Annotated in this window: 19 protein-coding genes; 12 read left to right on the top strand and 7 right to left on the bottom strand. The window is 65.6% G+C overall.

The genetic code is table 11. The features are described from left to right. Positions 1 to 573 precede the first annotated feature (573 nt). The 4 genes from rpsT to mutM all read right to left on the bottom strand — a co-directional run bounded on the left by rpsT (position 574) and on the right by mutM (position 3,557). A complete protein-coding gene (rpsT, locus tag GR303_RS04680; RefSeq protein WP_161721164.1) occupies positions 574 to 840 on the bottom strand; it encodes a 30S ribosomal protein S20 in 267 nt (88 codons plus the stop codon). A 173-nt stretch (positions 841 to 1,013) separates the two neighbouring features. Next, positions 1,014 to 1,784, bottom strand: coding sequence for a TSUP family transporter (locus GR303_RS04675; protein ID WP_201751917.1), 771 nt, complete (start codon positions 1,782 to 1,784; stop codon positions 1,014 to 1,016). A gap of 24 nt (positions 1,785 to 1,808) precedes the next feature. Next, the gene (locus GR303_RS04670; protein WP_161721166.1) at positions 1,809 to 2,582 is read right to left on the bottom strand and encodes an enoyl-CoA hydratase; all 774 of its coding nucleotides are present in this window, start codon (positions 2,580 to 2,582) and stop codon (positions 1,809 to 1,811) included. Positions 2,583 to 2,654: 72 nt separating this feature from the next. Then, positions 2,655 to 3,557, bottom strand: a complete 903-nt coding sequence (mutM, locus tag GR303_RS04665) for a bifunctional DNA-formamidopyrimidine glycosylase/DNA-(apurinic or apyrimidinic site) lyase (RefSeq protein ID WP_161721167.1) — start codon at positions 3,555 to 3,557, stop codon at positions 2,655 to 2,657. Positions 3,558 to 3,770: 213 nt separating this feature from the next. On the opposite strand from mutM, the gene ubiE reads away from it, so the two are divergent. From ubiE to coaBC, 3 genes are read left to right on the top strand one after another with little or no spacing between them, the layout of a single operon-like run. Continuing rightward, the gene (gene ubiE / locus GR303_RS04660; RefSeq protein ID WP_161721168.1) at positions 3,771 to 4,520 is read left to right on the top strand and encodes a bifunctional demethylmenaquinone methyltransferase/2-methoxy-6-polyprenyl-1,4-benzoquinol methylase UbiE; all 750 of its coding nucleotides are present in this window, start codon (positions 3,771 to 3,773) and stop codon (positions 4,518 to 4,520) included. Positions 4,521 to 4,524: 4 nt separating this feature from the next. Then, entirely contained in the window at positions 4,525 to 6,099 is a 1,575-nt protein-coding gene (gene ubiB, locus GR303_RS04655) for a 2-polyprenylphenol 6-hydroxylase (RefSeq protein WP_161721169.1), read from the top strand. Beyond that, a complete protein-coding gene (gene coaBC, locus GR303_RS04650) occupies positions 6,096 to 7,310 on the top strand; it encodes a bifunctional phosphopantothenoylcysteine decarboxylase/phosphopantothenate--cysteine ligase CoaBC (protein WP_161721170.1) in 1,215 nt (404 codons plus the stop codon). The genes ubiB and coaBC overlap by 4 nt, the downstream gene beginning before the upstream one ends. A gap of 4 nt (positions 7,311 to 7,314) precedes the next feature. Here the strand turns inward: coaBC and GR303_RS04645 are convergent, their stop codons facing one another. Beyond that, complete coding sequence (locus GR303_RS04645; RefSeq protein ID WP_161721171.1) at positions 7,315 to 9,369, bottom strand: NAD(+) synthase; 2,055 nt, start codon at positions 9,367 to 9,369, stop codon at positions 7,315 to 7,317. A 203-nt stretch (positions 9,370 to 9,572) separates the two neighbouring features. On the opposite strand from GR303_RS04645, the gene dut reads away from it, so the two are divergent. From dut to GR303_RS04615, 7 genes are all read left to right on the top strand, one after another. Beyond that, the gene (gene dut / locus GR303_RS04640) at positions 9,573 to 10,076 is read left to right on the top strand and encodes a dUTP diphosphatase (RefSeq protein ID WP_161721172.1); all 504 of its coding nucleotides are present in this window, start codon (positions 9,573 to 9,575) and stop codon (positions 10,074 to 10,076) included. A gap of 117 nt (positions 10,077 to 10,193) precedes the next feature. Next, positions 10,194 to 10,643 (top strand): RrF2 family transcriptional regulator, encoded by a 450-nt coding sequence (locus GR303_RS04635; RefSeq protein ID WP_161721173.1) that lies wholly within the window; start codon positions 10,194 to 10,196, stop codon positions 10,641 to 10,643. Between the two features lie 75 nt (positions 10,644 to 10,718). Continuing rightward, complete coding sequence (cysK, locus tag GR303_RS04630) at positions 10,719 to 11,699, top strand: cysteine synthase A (protein WP_161721174.1); 981 nt, start codon at positions 10,719 to 10,721, stop codon at positions 11,697 to 11,699. A 145-nt stretch (positions 11,700 to 11,844) separates the two neighbouring features. Next, a complete protein-coding gene (locus GR303_RS04625; protein ID WP_161721175.1) occupies positions 11,845 to 12,201 on the top strand; it encodes a hypothetical protein in 357 nt (118 codons plus the stop codon). A gap of 12 nt (positions 12,202 to 12,213) precedes the next feature. Further along, positions 12,214 to 12,450, top strand: coding sequence for a hypothetical protein (locus GR303_RS04620; protein WP_161721176.1), 237 nt, complete (start codon positions 12,214 to 12,216; stop codon positions 12,448 to 12,450). 13 nt (positions 12,451 to 12,463) lie between these two features. Further along, positions 12,464 to 12,628, top strand: a complete 165-nt coding sequence (locus GR303_RS24320; RefSeq protein ID WP_201751893.1) for a hypothetical protein — start codon at positions 12,464 to 12,466, stop codon at positions 12,626 to 12,628. Positions 12,629 to 12,735: 107 nt separating this feature from the next. After that, positions 12,736 to 13,980, top strand: a complete 1,245-nt coding sequence (locus GR303_RS04615) for an MFS transporter (protein ID WP_161721177.1) — start codon at positions 12,736 to 12,738, stop codon at positions 13,978 to 13,980. 52 nt (positions 13,981 to 14,032) lie between these two features. Here GR303_RS04615 and typA read toward each other — a convergent pair whose 3' ends face one another. Further along, a complete protein-coding gene (gene typA, locus GR303_RS04610; protein ID WP_161721178.1) occupies positions 14,033 to 15,859 on the bottom strand; it encodes a translational GTPase TypA in 1,827 nt (608 codons plus the stop codon). A gap of 251 nt (positions 15,860 to 16,110) precedes the next feature. Here typA and GR303_RS04605 point away from each other — a divergent pair, with 251 nt between their 5' ends. Next, positions 16,111 to 16,494: a YybH family protein gene (locus GR303_RS04605; protein WP_161721179.1), complete on the top strand. Its 384-nt coding sequence runs from the start codon at positions 16,111 to 16,113 to the stop codon at positions 16,492 to 16,494. Positions 16,495 to 17,256: 762 nt separating this feature from the next. Next, positions 17,257 to 19,524 (top strand): PAS domain-containing sensor histidine kinase, encoded by a 2,268-nt coding sequence (locus GR303_RS04600; RefSeq protein ID WP_161721180.1) that lies wholly within the window; start codon positions 17,257 to 17,259, stop codon positions 19,522 to 19,524. Positions 19,525 to 19,560: 36 nt separating this feature from the next. Here GR303_RS04600 and GR303_RS04595 read toward each other — a convergent pair whose 3' ends face one another. Beyond that, a complete protein-coding gene (locus tag GR303_RS04595; protein ID WP_161721181.1) occupies positions 19,561 to 21,513 on the bottom strand; it encodes a cadherin domain-containing protein in 1,953 nt (650 codons plus the stop codon). Positions 21,514 to 21,613: the final 100 nt, after the last annotated feature.

Genomic DNA, 21,613 nt, shown 5'->3' with positions numbered 1-21,613 from the left:
CCTTGGTAAAGGATCAGCCTTCGCCTGCTTCTTAAAGGAATGAAACAACAGCTTATCCCCACGCATGGTGTGTTTAGTTCGATCGTTGAGTGAATGACTTAACGGCGAGCCGTTGAAGCAGGTTGACCTTACACAGGGTGCAGGAGGGGGTGCAATACGGCCGAGTCGAGTCACGGGCGCCGGCAAACCCGTGATTGTGTCCACGGCCTCGTCCACAGGTTTTCAAACTCGGCTTTAAAGTCCTGACTCTTCAGGTGATTCACTGTGTCGCGCGGGTCGGCCCGGGATCCGAAAAAAGAGTTTTCGCGCAACCTTGAATCACGCGCGATTCGTGTCGAATCGCAGGGTGATTCTGATGCTTCGCAATGCTTTGCCTGCTAAAGTGTTGAGGATGAAGAATCTTTTGTGTGCAGTTTGAATCTGAGCCGCGCAGCCTTCACCCTGTCGAACGGGGATAAAGTCAAGCTCTCATGTGGATAAAATTTAGACGCAGAACCTGAAGCCGGACATGAAAAAACCCGGCCTTTCGGCCGGGTCTGATCGGTGATGAGAAGACAGCTTCGAAGCTGCTTTTTAAGCGCTCAGCGTCTTGATGCGGTGCGCGAGGCGCGAGACCTTCCGCGACGCGGTGTTCTTGTGCACGATGCCCTTCTGGGCCGCGCGCATCATCTCCGGTTCGGCGGCGCGCAGAGCCGCCACAGCCTCGGCCTGGTTGCCGGAGGCGATCGCCTCCTCAACCTTGCGGATGAAGGTCCGCATCCGGCTGCGACGCGACTTGTTGATCGCGGTGCGCTTCGCGATCTTGCGGGTCATCTTCTTGGCGGACACGGTGTTGGCCATGGCCCATCCTCGTTCTTTTCAAAATCCCGATGGCCAAGCTCAAGCCCTGGAGAGCTCCGGCAGCGATCGGTTGATTGCATGGAAACCGAAGAGCCCGCGGGACGCGCGGGCTCATGTGAGGCGGCTTATAGACGCGAACCCTGTGAACGTCAACGTCCATGGGCCTTTGCGCGTCAAAAAAGCCCCCGAAGGGCCTGCCGCCACGGATTGGCAGGGTCGAGCAGGAGCCTCAGGGCCATCAGGCTCGATACCAGGACCAGCAGGGGGCGGATGAGCCGGGAGCCGAGCCGAAGGGCCAGCCGCGATCCGATCTGGGCCCCGAGCAGGGAGGCCGCCGACATGGCGAGGCCCAGCGGCCAGACCACCGCGCCTGTCGCCGCATAAAGAAGGAGGCTGCCGAAATTGCTCGCGAAATTGACGAGCTTGGTGTGGGCGGTGGCCCGGACCACCCCGTAGCCGAGAAGGGTCACGAAGGCGAGCATGTAGAAGGAGCCGGCGCCCGGCCCGAAGATGCCGTCGTAGAAGCCCACCGCCACCGGGGCGGTGAGCCCGAAGGCGAGAGCCGTCATGCGGGCCTGGGCGTCCTCGTCCTTCACCTTGCGCGAAAAAGCGAAGTAGAGGGCGATGACGATGAGGAGAAGCGGGATCAGCACCTCGAGCACCGCGCGCGGCAGGAACTGCACGCAGAGCGCCCCGGCCACGCTGCTCGCAAAGGCCACGAGGGTGAAACCCCACGCCCTTCTCCAGTCGATCAGGCCCCTCCGGCCGAAGGTGTAGGTGGCGGAGGCCGCGGCCACGGAGCCCTGCACCTTGTTGGTGGCGATGGCCTGGGCCGGATCGAGGCCGGCAAGCAGCAGGGCGGGCACGGTCAGGAGCCCGCCGCCCCCGGCGATCGCGTCGACGAAGCCCGCCAAAAAGGAGACCGCGGCGAGCGCCGCGATCATGTCGAAGCCGATGGCGTCCAAGGTTCAGGTGTTCTTGAAGTCAGGGGGCCGCTTCCCGATGAAGGCGGCCATGCCTTCCTTCTGGTCGGCGGTGGCGAACATGGCGTGGAACAGGCGCCGCTCGAAGCGGATGCCCTCGGAGAGCGACACCTCGTCGGCCCGGTTGATCGTCTCCTTCGTCATCATGGCGATGGGCAGCGACATGGAGGCGATGGTCTCGGCCGTCTTCAGCGCCTCGGGGAGAAGATCCGCCAGCGGCACCACGCGGGCGACGAGCCCGGAGCGCTCGGCCTCCTCCGCGCCCATCATGCGGCCCGTCAGGCACATCTCCATGGCCTTGGCCTTGCCGATGAGGCGGGTGAGGCGCTGGGTGCCGCCCATGCCCGGCATCACGCCGAGCTTGATCTCGGGCTGGCCGAACTTGGCGTTGTCGGCCGCGATGATGAAGTCGCACATCATGGCGAATTCGCAGCCGCCCCCGAGCGCAAAGCCCGCCACCGCCGCGATCATCGGCTTGCGCCGCCCCGACACCTTCTCCCAGCCGGAGAAGAAGTCGGCCATGTAGGTATGAGGATAGGCGAGTTCCGCCATCTCCTTGATGTCGGCGCCGGCGGCAAAAGCCTTCTCCGAACCGGTGATGACGATGCAGCCGATGTTTGCGTCCGCCTCGAAGGCGTCGAGCGCCTGGTTCACCTCGCCGAGAAGGGTGGAATTGAGGGCGTTCAGCGCCTGGGGCCGGTTGAGGGTGATCAGCCCCACCTTGCCGCGGGTCTCAACGAGAATCGTCTCAAAAGCCATGCCGGCATCTCCTCATCGATGACAGGACACCGGTAGGCGAGGGCGCAGGCCGCGGCAAGAGAAAATCGAAGCCTACCGTGCCTTCGACGGGGAGTGCGGCTGGCATTCCGGGCAATAAAAGGTGGAGCGTCCCGACTGCACGAGCCGCGCCACCGTGCCGGCGCAGCCGGGCGTCACGCAGGGCTCCCCCTCCCGGTCGTAGACCCGGAAGGAATGCTGGAAGTAGCCGAGCGAGCCGTCCACCTGGGCGTGGTCGCGCAAGGTGGAGCCGCCGGCCTCCACCGCCTCGGCAAGCACCTCCCGGATGATGTCCGCCAGCCGATGCGCCTTCTCCGTCGGCTCCCCCGTCTTGGTCACGAGCGAGCCGGCCGGAGCCTCCGGATGAAGGCCGGTGCGGAACAGGGCTTCGCAGACATAGATGTTGCCGAGGCCCGCGATCAGGCGCTGATCGAGGAGGGCGGCCTTCAGGGGCGTGCGCTTAGCCATGAACAATCGGGCGATGGCCTCGCCCGAGAGCTCGTTGCCGAGGGGCTCGATCCCCATGCCGGCAAAATGCTTCGAGCTCTCGATCCCGGCCCGGGGCACCAGGTCCATGAAGCCGAAGCGGCGGGCGTCGTTATAGGTGACGGTCGCCCCGTTGGAGAGCCCGAACACCACATGGTCGTGGGCCCCTGCGCCGCCATGCTCGTGATGGAACTCGCCCGGCATCCGGGTGGCGCCGTCCATGGTGACGAGAAAGCGGCCGGACATGCCCAAGTGCATGACGAGCACCTCGCCGGAGGAGAGATCGGCGAGCAGATACTTGGCCCGCCGGCTGAGGGACCGCACCTCCTGCCCCTCCAGGCGTTCCGAAAACCGCTCCGGAAAGGGAAAGCGCAGGTCGGGCCGGCGCTGGACGACCTTGGTGAAGCGGGCTCCGACCATGGCGGGCTCCAGGCCCCGGCGCACGGTCTCGACTTCGGGCAGTTCGGGCATCAACCATCTCTCGGCTTCTTGAGGGCTCTTACATAGCCTTTGAGGTCCGCTTCCGCTATGGATCGCGACACTGGCGCATCGTGCGGAAAAGCGGTCCCCGGTTTTCCGCACCCAACGATGCGCATTTCGGAGGGTGGAGCATCGGATCGATCCCAAAAGTGCAAATCCACTTTTGGGTCCGATGCTCTAGGTACGAAAGGTTGGATGGAGACCATGACCGACGAGAACACCCATTTCGGGTTCCAGTCCGTGCCCCTGGGCGAGAAGCAGGGCAAGGTCAACGAGGTCTTCCGCTCCGTAGCCGGCCGCTACGACCTGATGAACGACCTCATGTCCGCAGGCCTCCACCGGCTCTGGAAAGGCGATCTCGTCGCCACCCTGCGCCCGCCCCGCGACCGGGTTTTCCGCCATCTGGACGTCGCCGGCGGCACCGGGGACGTGGCGTTCCGCATCCTGGAGGAGAGCGGGCCGCAGACCCACGTGACCGTGCTCGACATCAACGGCGAGATGCTGAAGGTGGGCGCCGAGCGCGCCGGGCGCCGCTACGGGGGTCGCATCGACTTCGTGGAAGCCAATGCGGAGGAGCTGCCCTTCGAGCCCAGGACCTTCGATGCCTACACCATCGCCTTCGGCATCCGGAACGTGCCGCGCATCGACCGCGCCTTGAGCGAAGCCCACCGGGTGCTGAAACCGGGCGGGCGCTTCCTGTGCCTGGAATTTTCCAAGGTCGACGTGCCGGTCATCGACAGGATCTACGATGCCTATTCCTTCAACGTCATCCCGCGGCTCGGGCAGATGGTGACGGGGGATGCGGAATCCTACCAGTACCTCGTCGAGTCGATCCGGCGCTTCCCGCCTCCGGCCGCCTTCGCGCGGATGATCGAGGAGGCGGGCTTCCGGCGCGTCACGCACCGCACGCTGACGGCGGGCGTCGTCGCCATTCACTCCGGCTGGAAGATCTGAGCCCGTGATCGGCAGCATCTTTCACCTTGCCCGCAACCTGCGCGCCGGCTTCGTCCTGGCGCGCGAAGGCGCGCTGGCGCTCGTCGATCCCAGCGCCCTGCCGCCCGCCGCGCGGCTTGCCTTGAAGCTCGCGCGCCTCATCGAGCGGCCGCAAGCCGGCGACGGCGCGGCGCGGCTCTCCAAGGCGCTGACGCGGCTAGGTCCTTCATACGTGAAGTTCGGCCAGTTCCTGGCAACGCGCCCCGACATCGTCGGCGTGGCCGCCGCCCGCGACCTGGAGCGCCTGCAGGACCGCATGCCGCCCTTTCCCCGGGCGGAGGCCGTGCGCATGGTCGAGATCGCTCTGGGACGCCCTATCGACGAACTCTTCCTGGAATTCAGCGAACCGATCGCCGCCGCCTCCATCGCACAGGTGCACAAGGCCCGCATCCGCACCCCGGAGGGCGAGGAGATCGTCGCCGTGAAGGTGGTGCGGCCCGGCGTGCGCGAGGGCTTCGCCCGCGACCTTCAGGCCATGCGCGCCGCAGCCCGCCTGTTCGAGCGCGTGGTGCCCGATGCCAAGCGCCTCAAGCCGCTCGAGGTGGTGGAGGCGCTGGCCCGCTCCGTGGCCGTCGAGATGGACCTGCGGCTCGAAGCCGCCGCCGTCTCGGAGCTGGCGGAGAACACCAAGAACGATCCCGATTTCCGCGTGCCGAAGCCCGAATGGGACCTCACCGCCCGCGACGTGCTCACCACCACCTGGATCGACGGCATCCGTCTCAACGATCTCGCCTCCATCGAGGCTGCCGGCTTCGACCGGGTGGCGCTCGGGCGCACCGTGATCCAGTCGTTCCTGCGCCATGCGATCCGCGACGGCTACTTCCACGCCGACATGCATCCCGGCAACCTGTTCGTGGACCCGGAAGGCCGTCTCGTCGCCGTCGACTTCGGCATCATGGGCCGGCTCGGCATGAAGGAGCGGCGCTTCCTCGCCGAAATTCTCCTAGGCTTCATCCGCCGCGATTATCTTCGCGTGGCGCAGGTGCATTTCGAGGCCGGCTACGTGCCGCCGCACCATTCGGTGGAGGATTTCGCGCAGGCCATCCGCGCGATCGGCGAGCCGATCCACGACCGGCGGGCCGACGAGATCTCCATGGCGAAGCTCTTGACGCTTCTCTTCGAGATCACCGCGCTCTTCGACATGCAGACGCGCATCGAACTCGTCATGCTGCAAAAGACCATGGTCGTGGTGGAGGGCGTCGCCCGCAACCTCGATCCGAAGCTCGACATGTGGACCACGTCGGAGCCGGTGGTGCGGGACTGGATCGAGCGGAACCTCGGCCCCCTCGGCCGCGCCGAGCAGGCGGGCCGCGGCCTGTGGACGCTGGCCGGAGTCATCGGCGACCTGCCGGAGCTGGCCCTGCGCGCCGAGCGGGTGCTCAACCAGCTCGAGGACGTGACAGCCCGCGGCGTGGCGCTCAACCAGGACAGCGTCGCCGCCATCGGCCGGGCCGAGGCGCGGGGCAACCGTTGGGGCGTGGCGGCCTTGTGGATCATCGCCGCTTCGCTGATGATCATGCTGTTCAGGGGCTTCGCATGACGGCGCTTTCCGGCAAACGTATCCTCCTCGTCATCGGCGGCGGTATCGCGGCCTATAAATCCCTCGACCTCATCCGCCGCCTGCGCGAGCGCGGCGCCTCCGTGCGCTGCATCCTGACGAACGGCGCGCAGCAGTTCATCACGCCGCTCGCCGCCTCTGCTCTCACGGGCCAGCGCTCGCACACGGATCTCTTCAACCGCGAGGACGAGGCCGATATCGGGCACATCAAGCTCGCCCGCGATGCCGACCTCGTCGTCGTTGCCCCCGCCACCGCCAACCTCATGGCGAAGATGGCCGGGGGGCATGCGGACGATCTCGCTTCCACGGTCCTGCTCGCCACCACCCTGCCGATCCTGATCGCGCCTGCCATGAACGTGCGCATGTGGCTGCATCCGGCGACGCAGCGCAATCTGAAGGCGCTTCAGGCGGACGGCATTCACGTCGTCGGCCCGAACGAGGGCGCCATGGCGGAGGCCGAATTCGGTCCCGGCCGCATGGCGGAGCCCCTCGAAATTGCAGCCGCCGTCGAGCGGCTGCTGGCGCCTTCGGGGCCGCTCTCCGGCAGGCACGTCATCGTCACCTCCGGCCCGACCCACGAGCCCATCGATCCGGTGCGCTACATCGCCAACCGTTCCTCAGGCAAGCAGGGCCACGCCATCGCAAAGGCCGCCGCCGAGGCCGGGGCGCGCGTGACGCTGATCTCCGGCCCTGTCACCCTGCCCCATCCGGCGGGCGTGACGGTCGTGCCTGTGGAAAGCGCCCGCGAGATGCTGGAGGCCGTGGAACAGGCCCTGCCCGCCGATATCGGCATCTTCGCCGCCGCCGTGGCCGACTGGCGCGTGGCCAATGCGGGCGCGCAGAAGATCAAGAAGGTGAACGGTGCCCTGCCGAACCTGGCGCTCGCCGAGAACCCGGACATCCTCGCCACGATCTCCCGGCGCAAGGACGGACGCCCGCCGCTCATGGTGGGCTTCGCGGCGGAAACCGAGAACGTGATCGCTCACGCACAGCAGAAGCTCGCGAAGAAGGGCTGCGACCTCATCCTTGCCAACGACGTCTCGGCGGCAACGGGTGTGATGGGCGGCGACAGCAATACCGTGCACCTCGTCACCGCATCGCATGTGGAAACCTGGCCCACCCTGTCGAAGACGGATGTCGCGAAAAGGCTCGTCGAGCGGCTGGGCGAGATGATCGCCGGCGGCCGGGCTTAGCGCCTCAGGCGGCTTCGCCGTCCGGCACGCCGCTCTCCAGTTCCGCGAGCCAGACCGCCGGCCCCGCATCGGACGGCGCCCGCCAGTCGCCGCGCGGCGAAAGGGAGCCGCCGGACGAGATCTTCGGCCCGTTCGGCATCGCCGTGCGCTTGAACTGGCTGGTGAAGAAGCGGCTTAGGAAAACCCGCAGCCATTTCTTGATCTCGGGAAGCTCGTAGGAGCGGCGCGCGCCGGCCGGGATGTTCGGCGGCCAGGTGCCGGCCTCGGCATCCTTCCAGGCGTGCCAGGAGAGGAAGGCGATCTTGGACGGCCGGAAGCCGTAGCGGGTGAGATAATAGAGGTTGAAGTCCTGCAGCGCATAGGGGCCGATGGTGGCCTCCGTCGACTGGATCTGCCCCGACGCATCCTGCGGCACGAGCTCGGGCGAGATCTCGGTGGCCAGGATCGCGTGGAGGATCTTCGCCGTCGCCTCGTCCACGTCGCCGGAGGCGGCGACGAAGCGGATGAGGTGCTGGATCAGGGTCTTCGACACCGAGGCGTTGACATTGTAGTGGGACATCTGATCGCCCACGCCGTAGGTGCACCAGCCGAGCCCGAGCTCGGAAAGATCGCCCGTGCCGACGACGATGCCGCGGTGATGGTTGGCGAGCCGGAACAGGTAATCGGTGCGCAGGCCCGCCTGCACGTTCTCGAAGGTCACGTCGTAGACGGGCTGCCCCTCGGCGAAGGGATGCCCCAGATCGCCCAGCATCTGCCGCGCGGCCGGACGGATGTCGATCTCCGCAGCGCTGACGCCGAGCGCCCGCATCAGCGCCCAGGCATTGCCCTTGGTGCCCTCGCTCGTGGCGAAGCCCGGCAGGGTATAGGCGAGGATGCTGGTGCGGGGCAGCCCGAGCCTGTCCATGGCGCGGCAGCAGACGAGAAGGGCCTGCGTGGAATCGAGGCCGCCCGAGACGCCGATCACCACCTTCCCGGTGCGGGTCGCCTGCAGGCGCTTGGCGAGGCCCTGCACTTGGATGTTGTAGGCCTCGTAGCAGTTCTCCGCGAGCTTGGCGGGGTCGGACGGCACGTAAGGGAAGCGCTCCACCGGCCGGCGCAGGGGCAGGGCCTCCTCCGGCGCATCGAGGGCGAGGGGAACGATGCGGAAGTCGCCCGGCCTCACCTGGAGCTCGTCGCCGCAATCGCGGAAGGTGACGCGCCGCATGCGCTCCTGGCGCAGGCGCCCGAGATCCACGTCGGCGACCGCCATGGTGGAGCCGGAGGGAAAGCGGTCGGTCTCGGCGAGACGTAGCCCGTCCTCGAAGATGCCGCCATGTCCGTCCCAGGCGAGGTCGGTGGTCGACTCTCCCGGACCCGCCGCCGAATAGGCATAGGCCGCGACGCAGCGCATGGACTGGGAGCCGCACAGCAGGCGCCGGTCCTCGGCCTTGCCGATGGTGATGTTGCTGGCGGAGAGGTTGAGCAGGATCTCGGCTCCCGCGAGCGCTGCCCGGGTGCTCGGCGGCTGGGGCACCCACATGTCCTCGCAGATCTCCACATGGAAGGTGAAGGCGCAGCTGCCGGCGGACCGGAACAGGAGATCGGTGCCGAAGGGCGCCTGGATGCCGGCGACTTCGATCATCTGCCCGCGGATCCCGGCGCCCGGCGCGAAATGACGGCGCTCGTAGAACTCGCGGTAGTTGGGAAGGTAGGCCTTCGGCACCACGCCCAGGATGCGGCCCGCATGGATGACCACGGCGGCATTGTAGAGCCGCCCGTCCAGACGCAGCGGGGCTCCCACCGCGAAGGCCGGGAAGAGATCGGCGCTCTCCTCCGCAAGGCGCGCGATGCCCTTCTCCACGGCTTCGAGCAGGGCATCCTGGTGCAGGAGATCGTCGATGGCATAGGCCGACAGGCCGAGCTCCGGAAAAACCATCAGGGCGATCCGCTCCTCGTGCCCCCGGTGCAGGAGTTCGAGGGTGCGCTCCACGTTGAAGCCGGGATCCGCCACCTCGATCCGGGGCACGCAGGCTGCGATGCGGGCGAAGTCGTGACGATAGGGCGAAAAGAACGATACCATCCCAGATCCGATCGAACGTGGCTCTCGCTGCTGCAAGGACGGCTTGACCGCCCGCAGGGCCGAGGTCAACTCCCTGCAGCCGGCAGCGATCCTAGCAAGCCGGGGCGTCGAAGCTCAATGAGCCTCGAGGATCGCCGATTGTGGGATCGCCCATCCTGCTCTAGTGCTCGGCAACGTGGACACGGGGAGCAGGGGCTCAGGCGATGGTTGAATGGAATCCGCGCGTAGAGATCAAGGTGCTCGATCCGCGCCTGGAGCAATGGGGCCTGCCCCGCTATCAGAGCGCCATGGCCGCCGCCATCGACCTGCATGCCTGCCTCGACGAGGCCCTCGTCCTGCCCCCCGGCTCTCCCGCTCACCTGGTTCCGGCGGGAATCGCCCTTCACATGGACAATGCCCACATGGCGGCGATCGTCGCGCCGCGATCCGGGCTCGGTCACAGGAAAGGGCTGGTGCTGGGCAACCTCCAGGGCGTGATCGATGCGGATTATCTCGGACCGATCATGGTCAGCGTCTGGAACCGGAACGGCCCGGGCACAAGCCCGATCGTGATCGAACCCGGCGAGCGCATCGCGCAGATGATGTTCGTGCCGATCCTGCGTCCCCATTTCAGCGTGGTTCAGGACTTCTCCGGCACCAGCGAACGGGGCGAGGGCGGCTTCGGCTCGACCGGCACGGGCCCGGCGAAAATGGACGACCCGCAGTGAGTGCCGCTAAGATGGGCCTGCTGTCGAGAGCAAGGAGGCTGGTGAAAACGAGCATGGTCAGTATCCGTACCCGAGTCGCGTCCTGCGCGACCGCCAGCGACGCCTGTGGTTGAGCCCATGAACTTCCTCTCCCGCCGCTCGCTTCTCGCCATTGCCGCCGTCACCGACATCGCACTTCACGCCCGGCCCATGCCGGTTTCGTCCAAGGCCCTCGCCGCCCGGCACAACCTGCCGCCCCGCTATCTCGAGCCGGTCCTGCAGGCGCTGGTGCGGCAGGGCATCCTGAAAGGGGTTCGCGGCCCGCGCGGCGGCTACGAACTGGCCCGGGAGCGCCGGCGGATCACGGCAGGGGACATCGTGCGCATCGCCATGTCGGCGCTCGAGGAGGACGGCTCCTCCCCCGTGCCGGAATCCCGGCTGGCCGAGGCGGTGGTCGGCCCCCTGGTCCAGCGCGGAACCGAGGCTTTTCTAAGCGAACTCGACCAGGTGACGGTGGAGGACCTGTGCCAGAAGGCGCAGGCCGAGGCGGCCGTCCAGGCGACCCCCACCGTAGATTTCACGATTTAGGCAAGTGAAATATGTAAAATATCGACACAGGCTGCAAATACGGATAAGGTCGCTTCCATCGAAGGAGCACCACCCATGGCTGACACCCTGAACGCCTCGGGCACGAACACGAAGCCCGGCCGCGGCCGCATCTACGGTTCCATCACCGAGACCATCGGCAATACCCCGCTCGTGCGCCTGAACCGCCTGCCGAAGGAGCACGGGATCGACGCGGAGATTCTCCTCAAGCTCGAGTTCTTCAACCCGATCTCGAGCGTGAAGGACCGCATCGGCGTCAGCATGATCGAGGCCATGGAGGCCGCAGGCCACATCAAGCCCGGCGCGACCCTGATCGAGCCCACATCCGGCAACACCGGCATTGCGCTGGCCTTCGTGGCTGCGGCACGGGGCTACCGTCTGATCCTGGTCATGCCCGAGACCATGTCGATCGAGCGCCGCAAGATGCTGGCCTATCTGGGAGCGGAGCTCGAGCTTACCCCCGGCCCCCAGGGGATGAAGGGTGCGATTGCCCGCGCCGAGGAGCTGCTTAAGGAAATCCCCGGCTCGGTCATCCCGCAGCAGTTCAAGAACCCGGCCAATCCGGAGATTCACCGCAAAACCACCGCCGAGGAGATCTGGAACGACACGGGCGGCCAGTTCGATGCCTTCGTGGCCGGCGTCGGCACGGGCGGCACGATCACGGGCGTCGCCCAGGTGATCAAGCCGCGGCTGCCGCACATGAAGGTGATCGCCGTGGAGCCGGAGGATTCGCCGGTGCTCTCCGGCGGCCAGCCCGGCCCGCACAAGATCCAGGGCATCGGCGCCGGCTTCGTGCCGGACGTGCTCGACCGCTCCCTCATCGACGACGTGGTGACGGTCGGCAACCAGACGGCCTTCGACACGGCGCGCCGCCTCGCGAAGCTCGAAGGAATCCCCGGCGGCATCTCCACGGGCGCCAATGTGGCGGCGGCGCTCGAAGTGGCCGCACGTCCCGAGTTCAAGGGCAAGCGCATCATCACCGTCGCGCCCTCCTTCGCCGAGCGCTACATCTCGAGCGCTCTCTTCGAAGGGCTCTGATCCATCCATTCAGATCCGTTGCGAAGGGCGGCTTCACGGCCGCCCTTTTTGTTGGCTTGAACGCCAACCTTGGCCAGAACTTCCCCCCATCCCTCGGGTTCTCCTTGCTGCATGCGAATTCAAACGATGTTTCAAGGAGTTCATCATGGCGGAACGCAAGGCTCCCCATTCATTGCGGGATCAGGACGCGGATCAGATCCGCAACGAGCAGCGCGGCGGCATCGACAGCCCCATCGACCCGAACCGGGATGGCGGCATCGAAGGCAGCGCCACCCTGCGCCGCGTCTGGAGCCAGCCGGGCGGCGAGGCCTATGCCTACCGCCAAGGCCAGACGGGCCAGACCAGCAAGGCCGGTCATGACGGCCATGACGAGCTCACCGCCGCCGAGACGCCCGAGGCCACCAGGCATCTGAGCGATGCCACTCTCTCGCCCGACGACAAGGACGCCACCGCCGAGGCCATCGAGCGCGCCACCGCCGTGAACGGCAAGCAGCACGGCTGACAGGAGAGCCCCATGGGCAATGCAGGCTACGGCAACCACACCGAAGACACGAAGCAGGACGTCGAGTCGAAGCGGCTCGATCCGCAGGGCGGCCAGCACGCCTCGTCCGACAAGCAGTCGTCCGGCGCAAAGCAGCCGGCGGCAGGCCCCCATGCCAAGCCGTCGCTCACGAACCCGGATTCCACTCCCGGCACCGGAGCCCTGCCGGAGGCGGGCGACCGGGATGCGACCGATACCACAAGTTCATGAGGGACAATCAGCGATGACGACACCCGACAAGAAATCGAACACGGCAACCGAAGAGGACATCAGCGCCCCCCGGCTGACTCCGCAGGGCCGCGAGAATCCCGAAGCCTCGGGTGAGGATTCGACGAATCCAATGGGCGAGGGTGCCAAGAAGGGACAGAGCGACAAGGCCGAAGGCTAGGGCCGCCGATCAGGGTCTCGCGCTTCCGCGCCACAGGAATCGGGTGGGCGCTGATTGCGAAACAATATCTCCTAGGGCGGAAAAAACCTGCGAAGGCCTTCCGCCCCATGTCCCATTCTTCCCTCCCCGTTTCGTTCCGGCGTCTCGCTTGGTCGAACATCGCCGCCCAGTCCGCCGAACAGATCGGTCTTGCGGCCTCTCCGATGATCGCAGTCCTGGCCCTCGGGGCAGGAACGGGCGAGACGGGGCTGCTCGTCGCGGTGCAGGCCCTGCCGTTTCTGCTGCTCTCGTTTCCTGCCGGCGTGCTCGCCGACCGCATGCCGCGCCGTGTGCTGATGACGGCCGCGGAAGTCCTCCGGGCTCTGGCTCTCCTGGCTCTCCCCGTGCTGGCGGCTTTCGGGCTCCTCTCCGTACCGGCCCTGGCCATCCTGGGCTTTGCGGCGGCGACGGGAACCGTGGTCTTCAGCGTGGCTGCGCCCGCTCTCGTCCCGACCCTGGTGCCCCGCGAGATGCTGGCGCGGGCCAACGGCTCTCTCGAACTGGCGCGCAGTTTGGCCTTCGCGGCCGGACCGGCCCTCGCAGGCGCTCTCGTGGGCTGGGTGGGCGGATCGCAGACTTTCATGCTGGCGGCGATGCTCTCGCTCCTGGCGGCCCTGTTCCTGCTCCAGGTGCCGGAGGCCCCACGCCCCAGCCTGCCGAAGCGGCATTTCTGGCGCGATCTGCAGGAGGGAGCGGCCTTTGCATGGAATCATCGCCTTCTCAGGCCCATTCTGCTGACGGCCATCGCCTGGAATCTCGCTTGGTTCGTGCTCCAGGCGGCCTATGTGCCCTATGCCGCCCATGTGCTCGGGCTGACGGCGTCGGGGATCGGAACGTCCCTGGCCGCCTATGGTCTCGGCATGGTCGTCGGCGCCCTCCTCGCCCCCCGCCTGATCGCCCGCCTCTCCTTCGGCGTCGCCATCGTCGTCGGGCCCTTGGTGTCCGTCATGGCGGCCATGACGATGGCCGCGACCCTCTGGCTGCCGTCCGGCACCCTCGCCGGATTGTCCTTCTTCCTGTTCGGGGCCGGTCCGATCCTTTGGACCATCAGCCAGACGACCCTTCGTCAAACGGTGACGCCGGGTGCCCTGCTGGGGCGGGTCTCGGCGCTCGTCATGACGGCGACGGCCGGCGTGCGGCCCGTCGGGGCCGCCCTCGGCGCGGCGGTCGGGATCGCCTACGGACCGCAATCGTGCATCGTCATCGCGGTCCTCGGCTTCGTGGTGCAGCTCCTCGTCATCCTGACCTCGGCCGTCCCGAAGCTGACGCGGCTGCCAGATCCGGTCGCCGAGCCCGCTCCGGCCGCTTCATGAAAAAGGCCGCTCCGGAGAGCGGCCTTTCAACCATTGCCTCAGGCGCTGAATTTTAAGCGCTCAGCGCTTCCTTCTGCTTCTCGGCGCGCTTGCGCTCGTTCGGGTCGAGGATCGCCTTGCGGATGCGGATCGACTTCGGCGTCACCTCGACGAGCTCGTCGTCCTGGATCCAGGCGAGCGCCTTTTCCAGGGTCATGCGGATCGGCGGGGTCAGGCGCACCGCCTCGTCCTTGGAGGTCGTGCGGATGTTGGTGAGCTTCTTGCCCTTGAGCACGTTCACCTCGAGATCGTTCTCGCGGCTGTGGATGCCGATGATCATGCCCTGATAGACCTTCCAGCCCGGCTCGATGATCATCGGGCCGCGGTCCTCCAGGTTCCACAGGGCATAGGCCACCGCCTCGCCCTGGTCGTTGGAGATCAGCACGCCGTTGGTGCGGCCGGCGATCTCGCCCTTGTAGGGCTCGTAGGCATGGAACAGGCGGTTCATGATCGCCGTGCCGCGGGTGTCCGTCAGCAGCTCGCTCTGGTAGCCGATGAGGCCGCGGGTCGGGGCGTAGAACACGAGGCGCTGGCGGTTGCCGCCGGAGGGGCGCATCTCCACCATCTCGGCGCGGCGCTCGGACATCTTCTGCACCACGACGCCGGAGAACTCCTCGTCCACGTCGATCACCACCTCCTCGATGGGCTCGAGAAGCTGGCCGTTCTCATCCTTCTCGAACACCACGCGGGGGCGCGACACGGCAAGCTCGAAGCCCTCGCGGCGCATGGTCTCGATCAGGATCGCAAGCTGCAATTCGCCGCGGCCCGACACGTAGAACGAATCCTTGTCGGAGGCCTCCTCGATCTTGAGGGTCACGTTGCCTTCCGCTTCCTTGAACAGGCGGTCGCGGATCATGCGGCTCGTGACCTTGTCGCCCTCGGTGCCGGCGAGCGGCGAGTCGTTCACGATGAACGACATGGTCACGGTCGGCGGATCGATGGGCTGGGCCTGGATCGGAATGTCGTTTTCGGGCGCGCAGAAGGTATCGGCCACGGAGCCCTTCTCCAGCCCCGCGATGGAGACGATGTCGCCCGCCTCGCCGATGTCGATGGGCTGGCGCTCCAGGCCACGGAAGGCGAGGATCTTGGACACGCGGCCGGTCTCGACGAGCTTGCCCTCGCGGTCGATCACCTTGATCGCCTGGTTCGGCCTCACCGTGCCTGAGCTGATGCGGCCCGTGACGATCCGGCCCAGGAAGGGGTTGGATTCCAGCAGGGTGCCGAGCATGCGGAACGGGCCCTCCTCGGTCTTGGCCGGGGGCACGTGCTCGAGCACGAGGTCGAACAGGGGCGCGAGGCCCTGGTCGCTCGGGCCTTCCGGCGACTTCGCCATCCAGCCGTTGCGGCCGGACCCGTAGAGGATCGGGAAGTCGAGCTGCTCGTCGGTGGCGTCGAGCGCCGCGAACAGGTCGAACACCTCGTTGATGACCTCCTGATGCCGGGCATCGGGACGGTCGATCTTGTTGATGGCCACGATGGGCTTGAGGCCGATCTTGAGGGCCTTCGACACCACGAACTTGGTCTGCGGCATGGGGCCTTCGGCCGCGTCGACGAGCACGATGGCGCCGTCGACCATGCTCAGGATGCGCTCCACCTCGCCGCCGAAATCGGCGTGGCCGGGGGTGTCGACGATGTTGATCCGGGTGTCCTTCCAGACCACCGAGGTCGCCTTGGCCAGGATGGTGATGCCGCGCTCCTTTTCCAGGTCGTTGGAATCCATGGCGCGCTCTTCCACGCGCTGGTTCTCGCGGAACGCGCCGGATTGCTGGAGCAGCTTGTCGACCAGGGTGGTCTTGCCGTGGTCGACGTGGGCGATGATGGCGATATTGCGTAGTTTCATAAGGGGTCTTTCAAAGCAAAGCAGCCCGGTCCGCGGCAAGCTCGGCCGCGCCCCTGGCTCGTACCGGGCGGAAAATCTGATGCGCTGCAATATAATGATCGGAGAGCGGCGGCAATAGGGCAGGGAACAGGATTGCAAGCTGGGCAGGGCGGCAAGCTCACGCTATAGAGTTGCATAAATCACATGAGGCCGCGGCCGGCGATGGCCCGTGGTCCTCTTCGTCGGCGCGCAACGCGTGGTGTTTGGACCGAATGTCAGTTCAGCAGCTGATCGATACCGACAGGGCCTTCAACGACATGGCCCAAGCGGAAGGCACGGGAAAAGCCTTCATCGCCTATTCCGCCGCCGACGCGGTGCTGATCCGCCCGGGCAGCATGCCGTTGCTCGGCCGGCCGGCCTTCATCGAGGCCTTTTCGAAGGCCAGCGGCTCGACCCTTGCGTGGGAGCCCCTCAAGGCGGAGATCGCCGCCAGCCAGGACCTCGGCTATACCTTCGGCCGCTACACGCTGAGCGAGGGCGGAGAGATCAAGGGATACGGCGTTTATGTGAGCATCTGGAAGCGGCAGCCGGATGGGGCATGGAAGTTCGTTCTGGACGGGGGCGGAACGACGCCGGCGCCTGTAGCCCTTCCCTGAAAGATCCAGCGCCTTCGGGCCCGCAGCGTGAGCTGCGGGCCGTCAGGGTTGCTCGAGGGTGGCGCTTGGGGCAGCCCGGCTCGATGGGGGATGGTGGTGAGTGTGAGAGCCGGACTGCTCGTCACGCGCGGTTCTTTTCAGGCGGACCTGGAACAGGCCAGGATCGGCCTCCCGCGACCACAGGCGTGCGAGGCCTGCGGCGGGACCGCGCCCCGTCCCGCATCTGCGACGCCTCGCGAGCGCGCCCCTCATCGGACGAGGATGAGCCATGATATAGCCCAGCTTAAGCGAACTGTCAAGAACAAAGTGAGAACATTGCACCCGCACCTCGCCCTCTCCCGGCTCGCTCCGCTCGCCACCCTCCCCCGCACTCACGCCGGATGTTTCCGACGTGAGTGCGGGGGAGGTCCGGATCGGGAACACCCGACCCGGATGGGGAAGGGAGAGGTGAGCGTGCCGGCGCAGGGCTGCGAGTGATGCCGTATCCCGAAGCCGGCATGTGGCTCCTGAGCGTGGGATCGCGGGCGGTCATGCTTTTGCAATGGACACGGAGCGGGATCACGGTATGGTCCATGCAGCGATTGAAGTCATGTGGCGGGGCCTTAAATGACTGATTTCCCCTTGCCGCTCCGAAGCTCTGCATGCTCACCAGCACAATCTTGAACGCCGCCTGCATGCCCGAGCCTGGAGGCCCTGCGACGGCCAAGGCAGGGCTGGGTTCCGCTGGGCGGAACGGCCGGACGTTCCCAGCAGGCAGGTGCAATGCACGGTAAGCTCACCCCCGGCCTCGATTTCCTCAGCGACGGCGGCGAGATGGGGGCGCTCATGCGCGCCCACGACTGGTCCACCTCGCCGCTCGGCCTCCCGGAGCGCTGGCCGCAGAGCCTGCGGACCGTGGTGAGCCTGATGCTCACCTCCAAGTTCCCCATGTTCATCGCCTGGGGCCCGGAGCTCGCCTTCCTGTACAATGACGGCTACCGGCCGATCTTCGGCGCCAAGCACCCGCACGCGCTCGGCCTGCCCTTCCGCCAGGTGTGGTCGGAAATCTGGGCCGATATCGAGCCGCTGGTGAAGAAGGCTCTTGCCGGGGAGGCGACCTATCACGAGGACCTGCACCTGGTGATGGAGCGCAACGGCTATCCGGAGGATACCTGGTATACCTTCTCCTACTCGCCCGTCCGGGACGAGACGGGCGGCATCGCCGGCATGTTCTGCGCCTGCACGGAGACCACCCAGGAGGTCAGATCCCGCGCGGCCCTGAAGGAGGAGCAGGACCGCTTGCGCGAGCTGTTCAAGCAGGCGCCGAGCTTCATGGCCATGCTCTCCGGCCGCGATCACGTCTTCGAGCTGGTGAACGATGCCTATCTCCAGCTGGTGGGCCATCGCCGCGACATCATCGGCAAGCCTGTGCGGGAGGCCTTGCCCGAGGTCGAGGGACAGGGATTCTTCGAGCTGCTCGACCGCGTCTACGCAACCGGCGAACCCTTCACCGGGAGCAGCGTGCGGGTCGGGCTGCAGCGAAAGCCCGGAAGCCCCGTCGAGGAGCGGGTCGTCGACCTCGTCTACCAGCCGGTCACGGATCGGGAAGGCAACGTCAGAGGCATTTTCGCCGAAGGCTACGACGTCACCGAGCGGGTCCAGGCCGAGAAGAGCCTGCGCGAAAGCGAGGCGCGGTTCCGCAATCTCGCCGACCATGCGCCGGTGATGGTCTGGGTGACGGAGCCCGATGCCATCTGCACCTACCTGTCGCGTTCCTGGTACGAGTTTACGGGCCAGACGCCGGAGACGGGCCTCGGCTTCGGCTGGCTCGGTGCCGTTCACCCCGATGACCGCGCCTGGTCGGCCGAGGTGTTCCGGGACGCCAATGCCAAACGGGAGCCGTTCCGGCTCGAATACCGCTTGCGCCGGGCCGATGGCACCTACCGCTGGGCCATCGACGCCGCCGCGCCGCGCTTCGGCAGCGACGGCAGCTTCCTCGGCTTCGTCGGCTCGGTGCTCGATATCGGCGACCGCAAGGAGGTCGAGGAGCGCCTGCGGGAAAGCGAGGCTGCGTTCAGGACGGTCACCAACGCCACCCCCGCTCTCGTGTGGGTCTCCTCGAACGACGGCAACATCGTCTACCTGAACGAGCGCTGGTACGAGTTCACCGGCCAGCGCATGGACGAGGCTGTCGGCTCCGGCTGGACCGCCGCGATCCACCCGGACGATCTGGGGCGCATCCTGCCCTATTGGCAGCGATGCCGGGAGACGGGCGAGATCTACGAGGGCGAAGCGCGCTACCGCCGCCATGACGGCGAGTATTGCTGGCATGCCTTCCGCGCCGTGCCGCAGACCGGGTCGGACGGCACGATCGAGCGGTGGTTCGGGATCTGCGTGGACATCAACGAGCGCAAGCGCTGGGAGGAGCATCAGCGCCTCCTCATCAACGAGCTGAACCACCGGGTGAAGAACACGCTGGCCATCGTTCAGGCGATGGCCGCCCAGAGCCTGCGCCAGGTGGGGGACGGCAGCCGCCCCGAGCTTCAGGCCTTCCAGGACCGGCTGTTCGCCCTGGCCCGGGCCCATGACGTGCTCACCCGCGAGAACTGGGAGGGCGCGGAGCTTCGCGAGATCATTCACGAGGTCGTCGAGCCCTATCTCCGGCAGAGCACCAGGCATTTCGAGATCGAGGGGCCGCGCCTTCGCCTCATTCCGAGAACGGCGCTCGCCATCGCCATGGCGATTCACGAACTGGCGACGAACGCCGCCAAGTACGGGGCCCTCTCCGTTCCGTCCGGATGCGTCGTCATCGCGTGGACGCTCGTGCCCGACGCCACGCCGCGCCTCGTCCTGCGCTGGCAGGAGCAGAACGGCCCCCCCGTGGCGCCCCCCACCCGCAGGGGCTTCGGCACCCGCCTGATCGAACGCAGCCTGGCCCAGGACCTCGGCGGCGAGGTCCGCCTGACTTACGACCTAGCCGGCGTCGTGTGCGTCATGGATGTTCCGCTGAGCGATGAAGGTGGGATGCTGGAGCACCAGTCGTCCCATTGACAGGGCATGCTTCATCTAAGTCTGCGCACCACCCCCTTAGATCACCAAGAAGTCCGAGTATTTAAGATTGGCTTTGTTCGAGAGCGTCGCGAAATGCACAGCTTTCGAAGCTCCGGTCCCATCCAGGTCGTAATAGAGAGCACCCGTTTTCTGGTTATAGATGATCTTGTCATCCTTATCATGAGCCGCGCTGCCTTGGTAGAATACTTCCTTCTTCAGGGCACCGACCTTGGGCAGCTTCTTGAAGATTGCATTATCAAGATGGATCTTGTCCTGCTTGGGCAGAAAATCCGTGAGCCTATCGATGTTGCTCTTGCCGAGCTTGGTGGTGAACGCGAAAACATCCTTGCCGCCGCCACCGGTCAGAGTGTCGTTACCCAGATAGCCGTTCATCAGATCCTGGCCCACTGTACCGGCAAGTATGTCCTTGCCTTTCGTGCCAGGGAGCTTCTCCATGACATCGGTAACAGAAATGGCGAAAGTAGCAGGCAGGCTGTTCATATCCCCATCGCTGGCAACGATGCTAATCGTGTGCGTTGAGGCCTTCTCGAAATCGAGTGGGGTCGTTCCAGAAACCACAACCTGATTCCCTACGACGCTGAAGCGCCCTTCTGCGTCACTGGTCAGCTTGTAGGTCACCAAGTCTCCATTGGCGTCGGTGGCCTTGAGGATGCCGACAACGGCACCGGAGCTCGCATTCTCTGCAATTGAAGCGCCGGTAAGGGATGGTTGCGAAGGAGCAACGTTCGGCTCGTCCCTGACATTGAGAATGGCGATTTTAAAGGTTTCCGATTGGCCGCTCACCTTGCCGTCAGATGCAACGACGGTGATGAAATGCTCGGTTGCGACTTCGTGATCCAACGGAACGTTGCCGGAGGCGACGATCTTGTCGCCTTGAACGATGAAGCGCCCTCCAGCGTCGTCCAGGAGCTGATAGCTCACGGGATCATTGTTGGCATCAGTTGCCTTGAGAGTTCCGACGACGGTTCCACCGACCGCATTCTCGACAATAGAAGTCCCGGTCAGTGTTGGCTCGGTCGGCGCCCAATTCACCTCGGCGGTCACGTTGAAGAGCGCCGTTCCCGACCTGCGCCCTCCTTGATCGAAGGCTGTGATTGCAACATCGACATTTCTATAGTGAATGAAGTTGCCCGGAGTGTAAGCGAGATTCTGTAGGAACTCAGACACGATCTCCGGCGTCGAGGAGGCGTTAAACGAAATTCGCGCCGTCGTCCCCTGGTGCCCGATTGATCTGATGCTAGCGATGGCAGAACCCTTGTAATACAAGGATTGGCTGAAGTAGTCAGAAGCGATCAGGAAATCACTTCCGATTTCAAAATGATTCATTGTGAAGTAGTAGCCTTTGTTCGACAAACTGATGTCGAGAAAAGCTATCGAGTTCTTGTCGTCCGATACGAAGGCGTCGCCCTCGGGATCTAAACGGACGCTCTCACTTTCCTTTACATAAAGACGCGCGCCGTTGAGATTGGAGAGGGTTGGCGATAAGTCCGTCCAAACGGTCGTGCCTTGTACAATGGTGTCGAACCCATGGCGATGAAGCTCATCTCGGGCTGTTGGCGTTGCAATGGGTCCGTCGAGCACGATCGTCTCTCCTTGGCGCTCAAACGCGTTGAGCCTCAGGCCGAGAGCGAGGTTGTCGATGGTAACGGTGGCGTTGTCCTGATCGATGTGAATGCCGCTGATCTTGCTGAAGGTCTTGCCTCTCAGATCAATGGTACTGCCGCTCAAATAGACGTTTGTGTATTCATACGCGCTGCTGAGCGACGTGATGCCATCGAGTTGATCGCCCGCAATCTTCACCGTCGTGTATCTGGCAGCTTCCGCCTCGACAACGATCTCAGAAAATCCGTTCAGCGTCACATAGGCGAAGTCGAACGTGCCGCCGCCTACGAGCACGAGGGTATCCGCTCCTGAGCCCTGCAAAGCTTTGCCTGGAAAATTTGCAGCCGTAACCTCAATGCGCGCCATAGTACCCTTCTGCCCCCAATCTGCCGACGGAGCGAAGGTTCTAAGATACTCATAAAACGTCTGTAAATTGGGAATTTATGTCAGCGGACTATGCGTCGCG

The organism is Microvirga arsenatis, assembly GCF_009910705.1.
GTDB classification, from domain to species: domain Bacteria; phylum Pseudomonadota; class Alphaproteobacteria; order Rhizobiales; family Beijerinckiaceae; genus Microvirga; species Microvirga arsenatis.
Note: the sequence above shows the minus strand (reverse complement) of the source record. Positions and strands in the feature narration are given on the sequence as shown.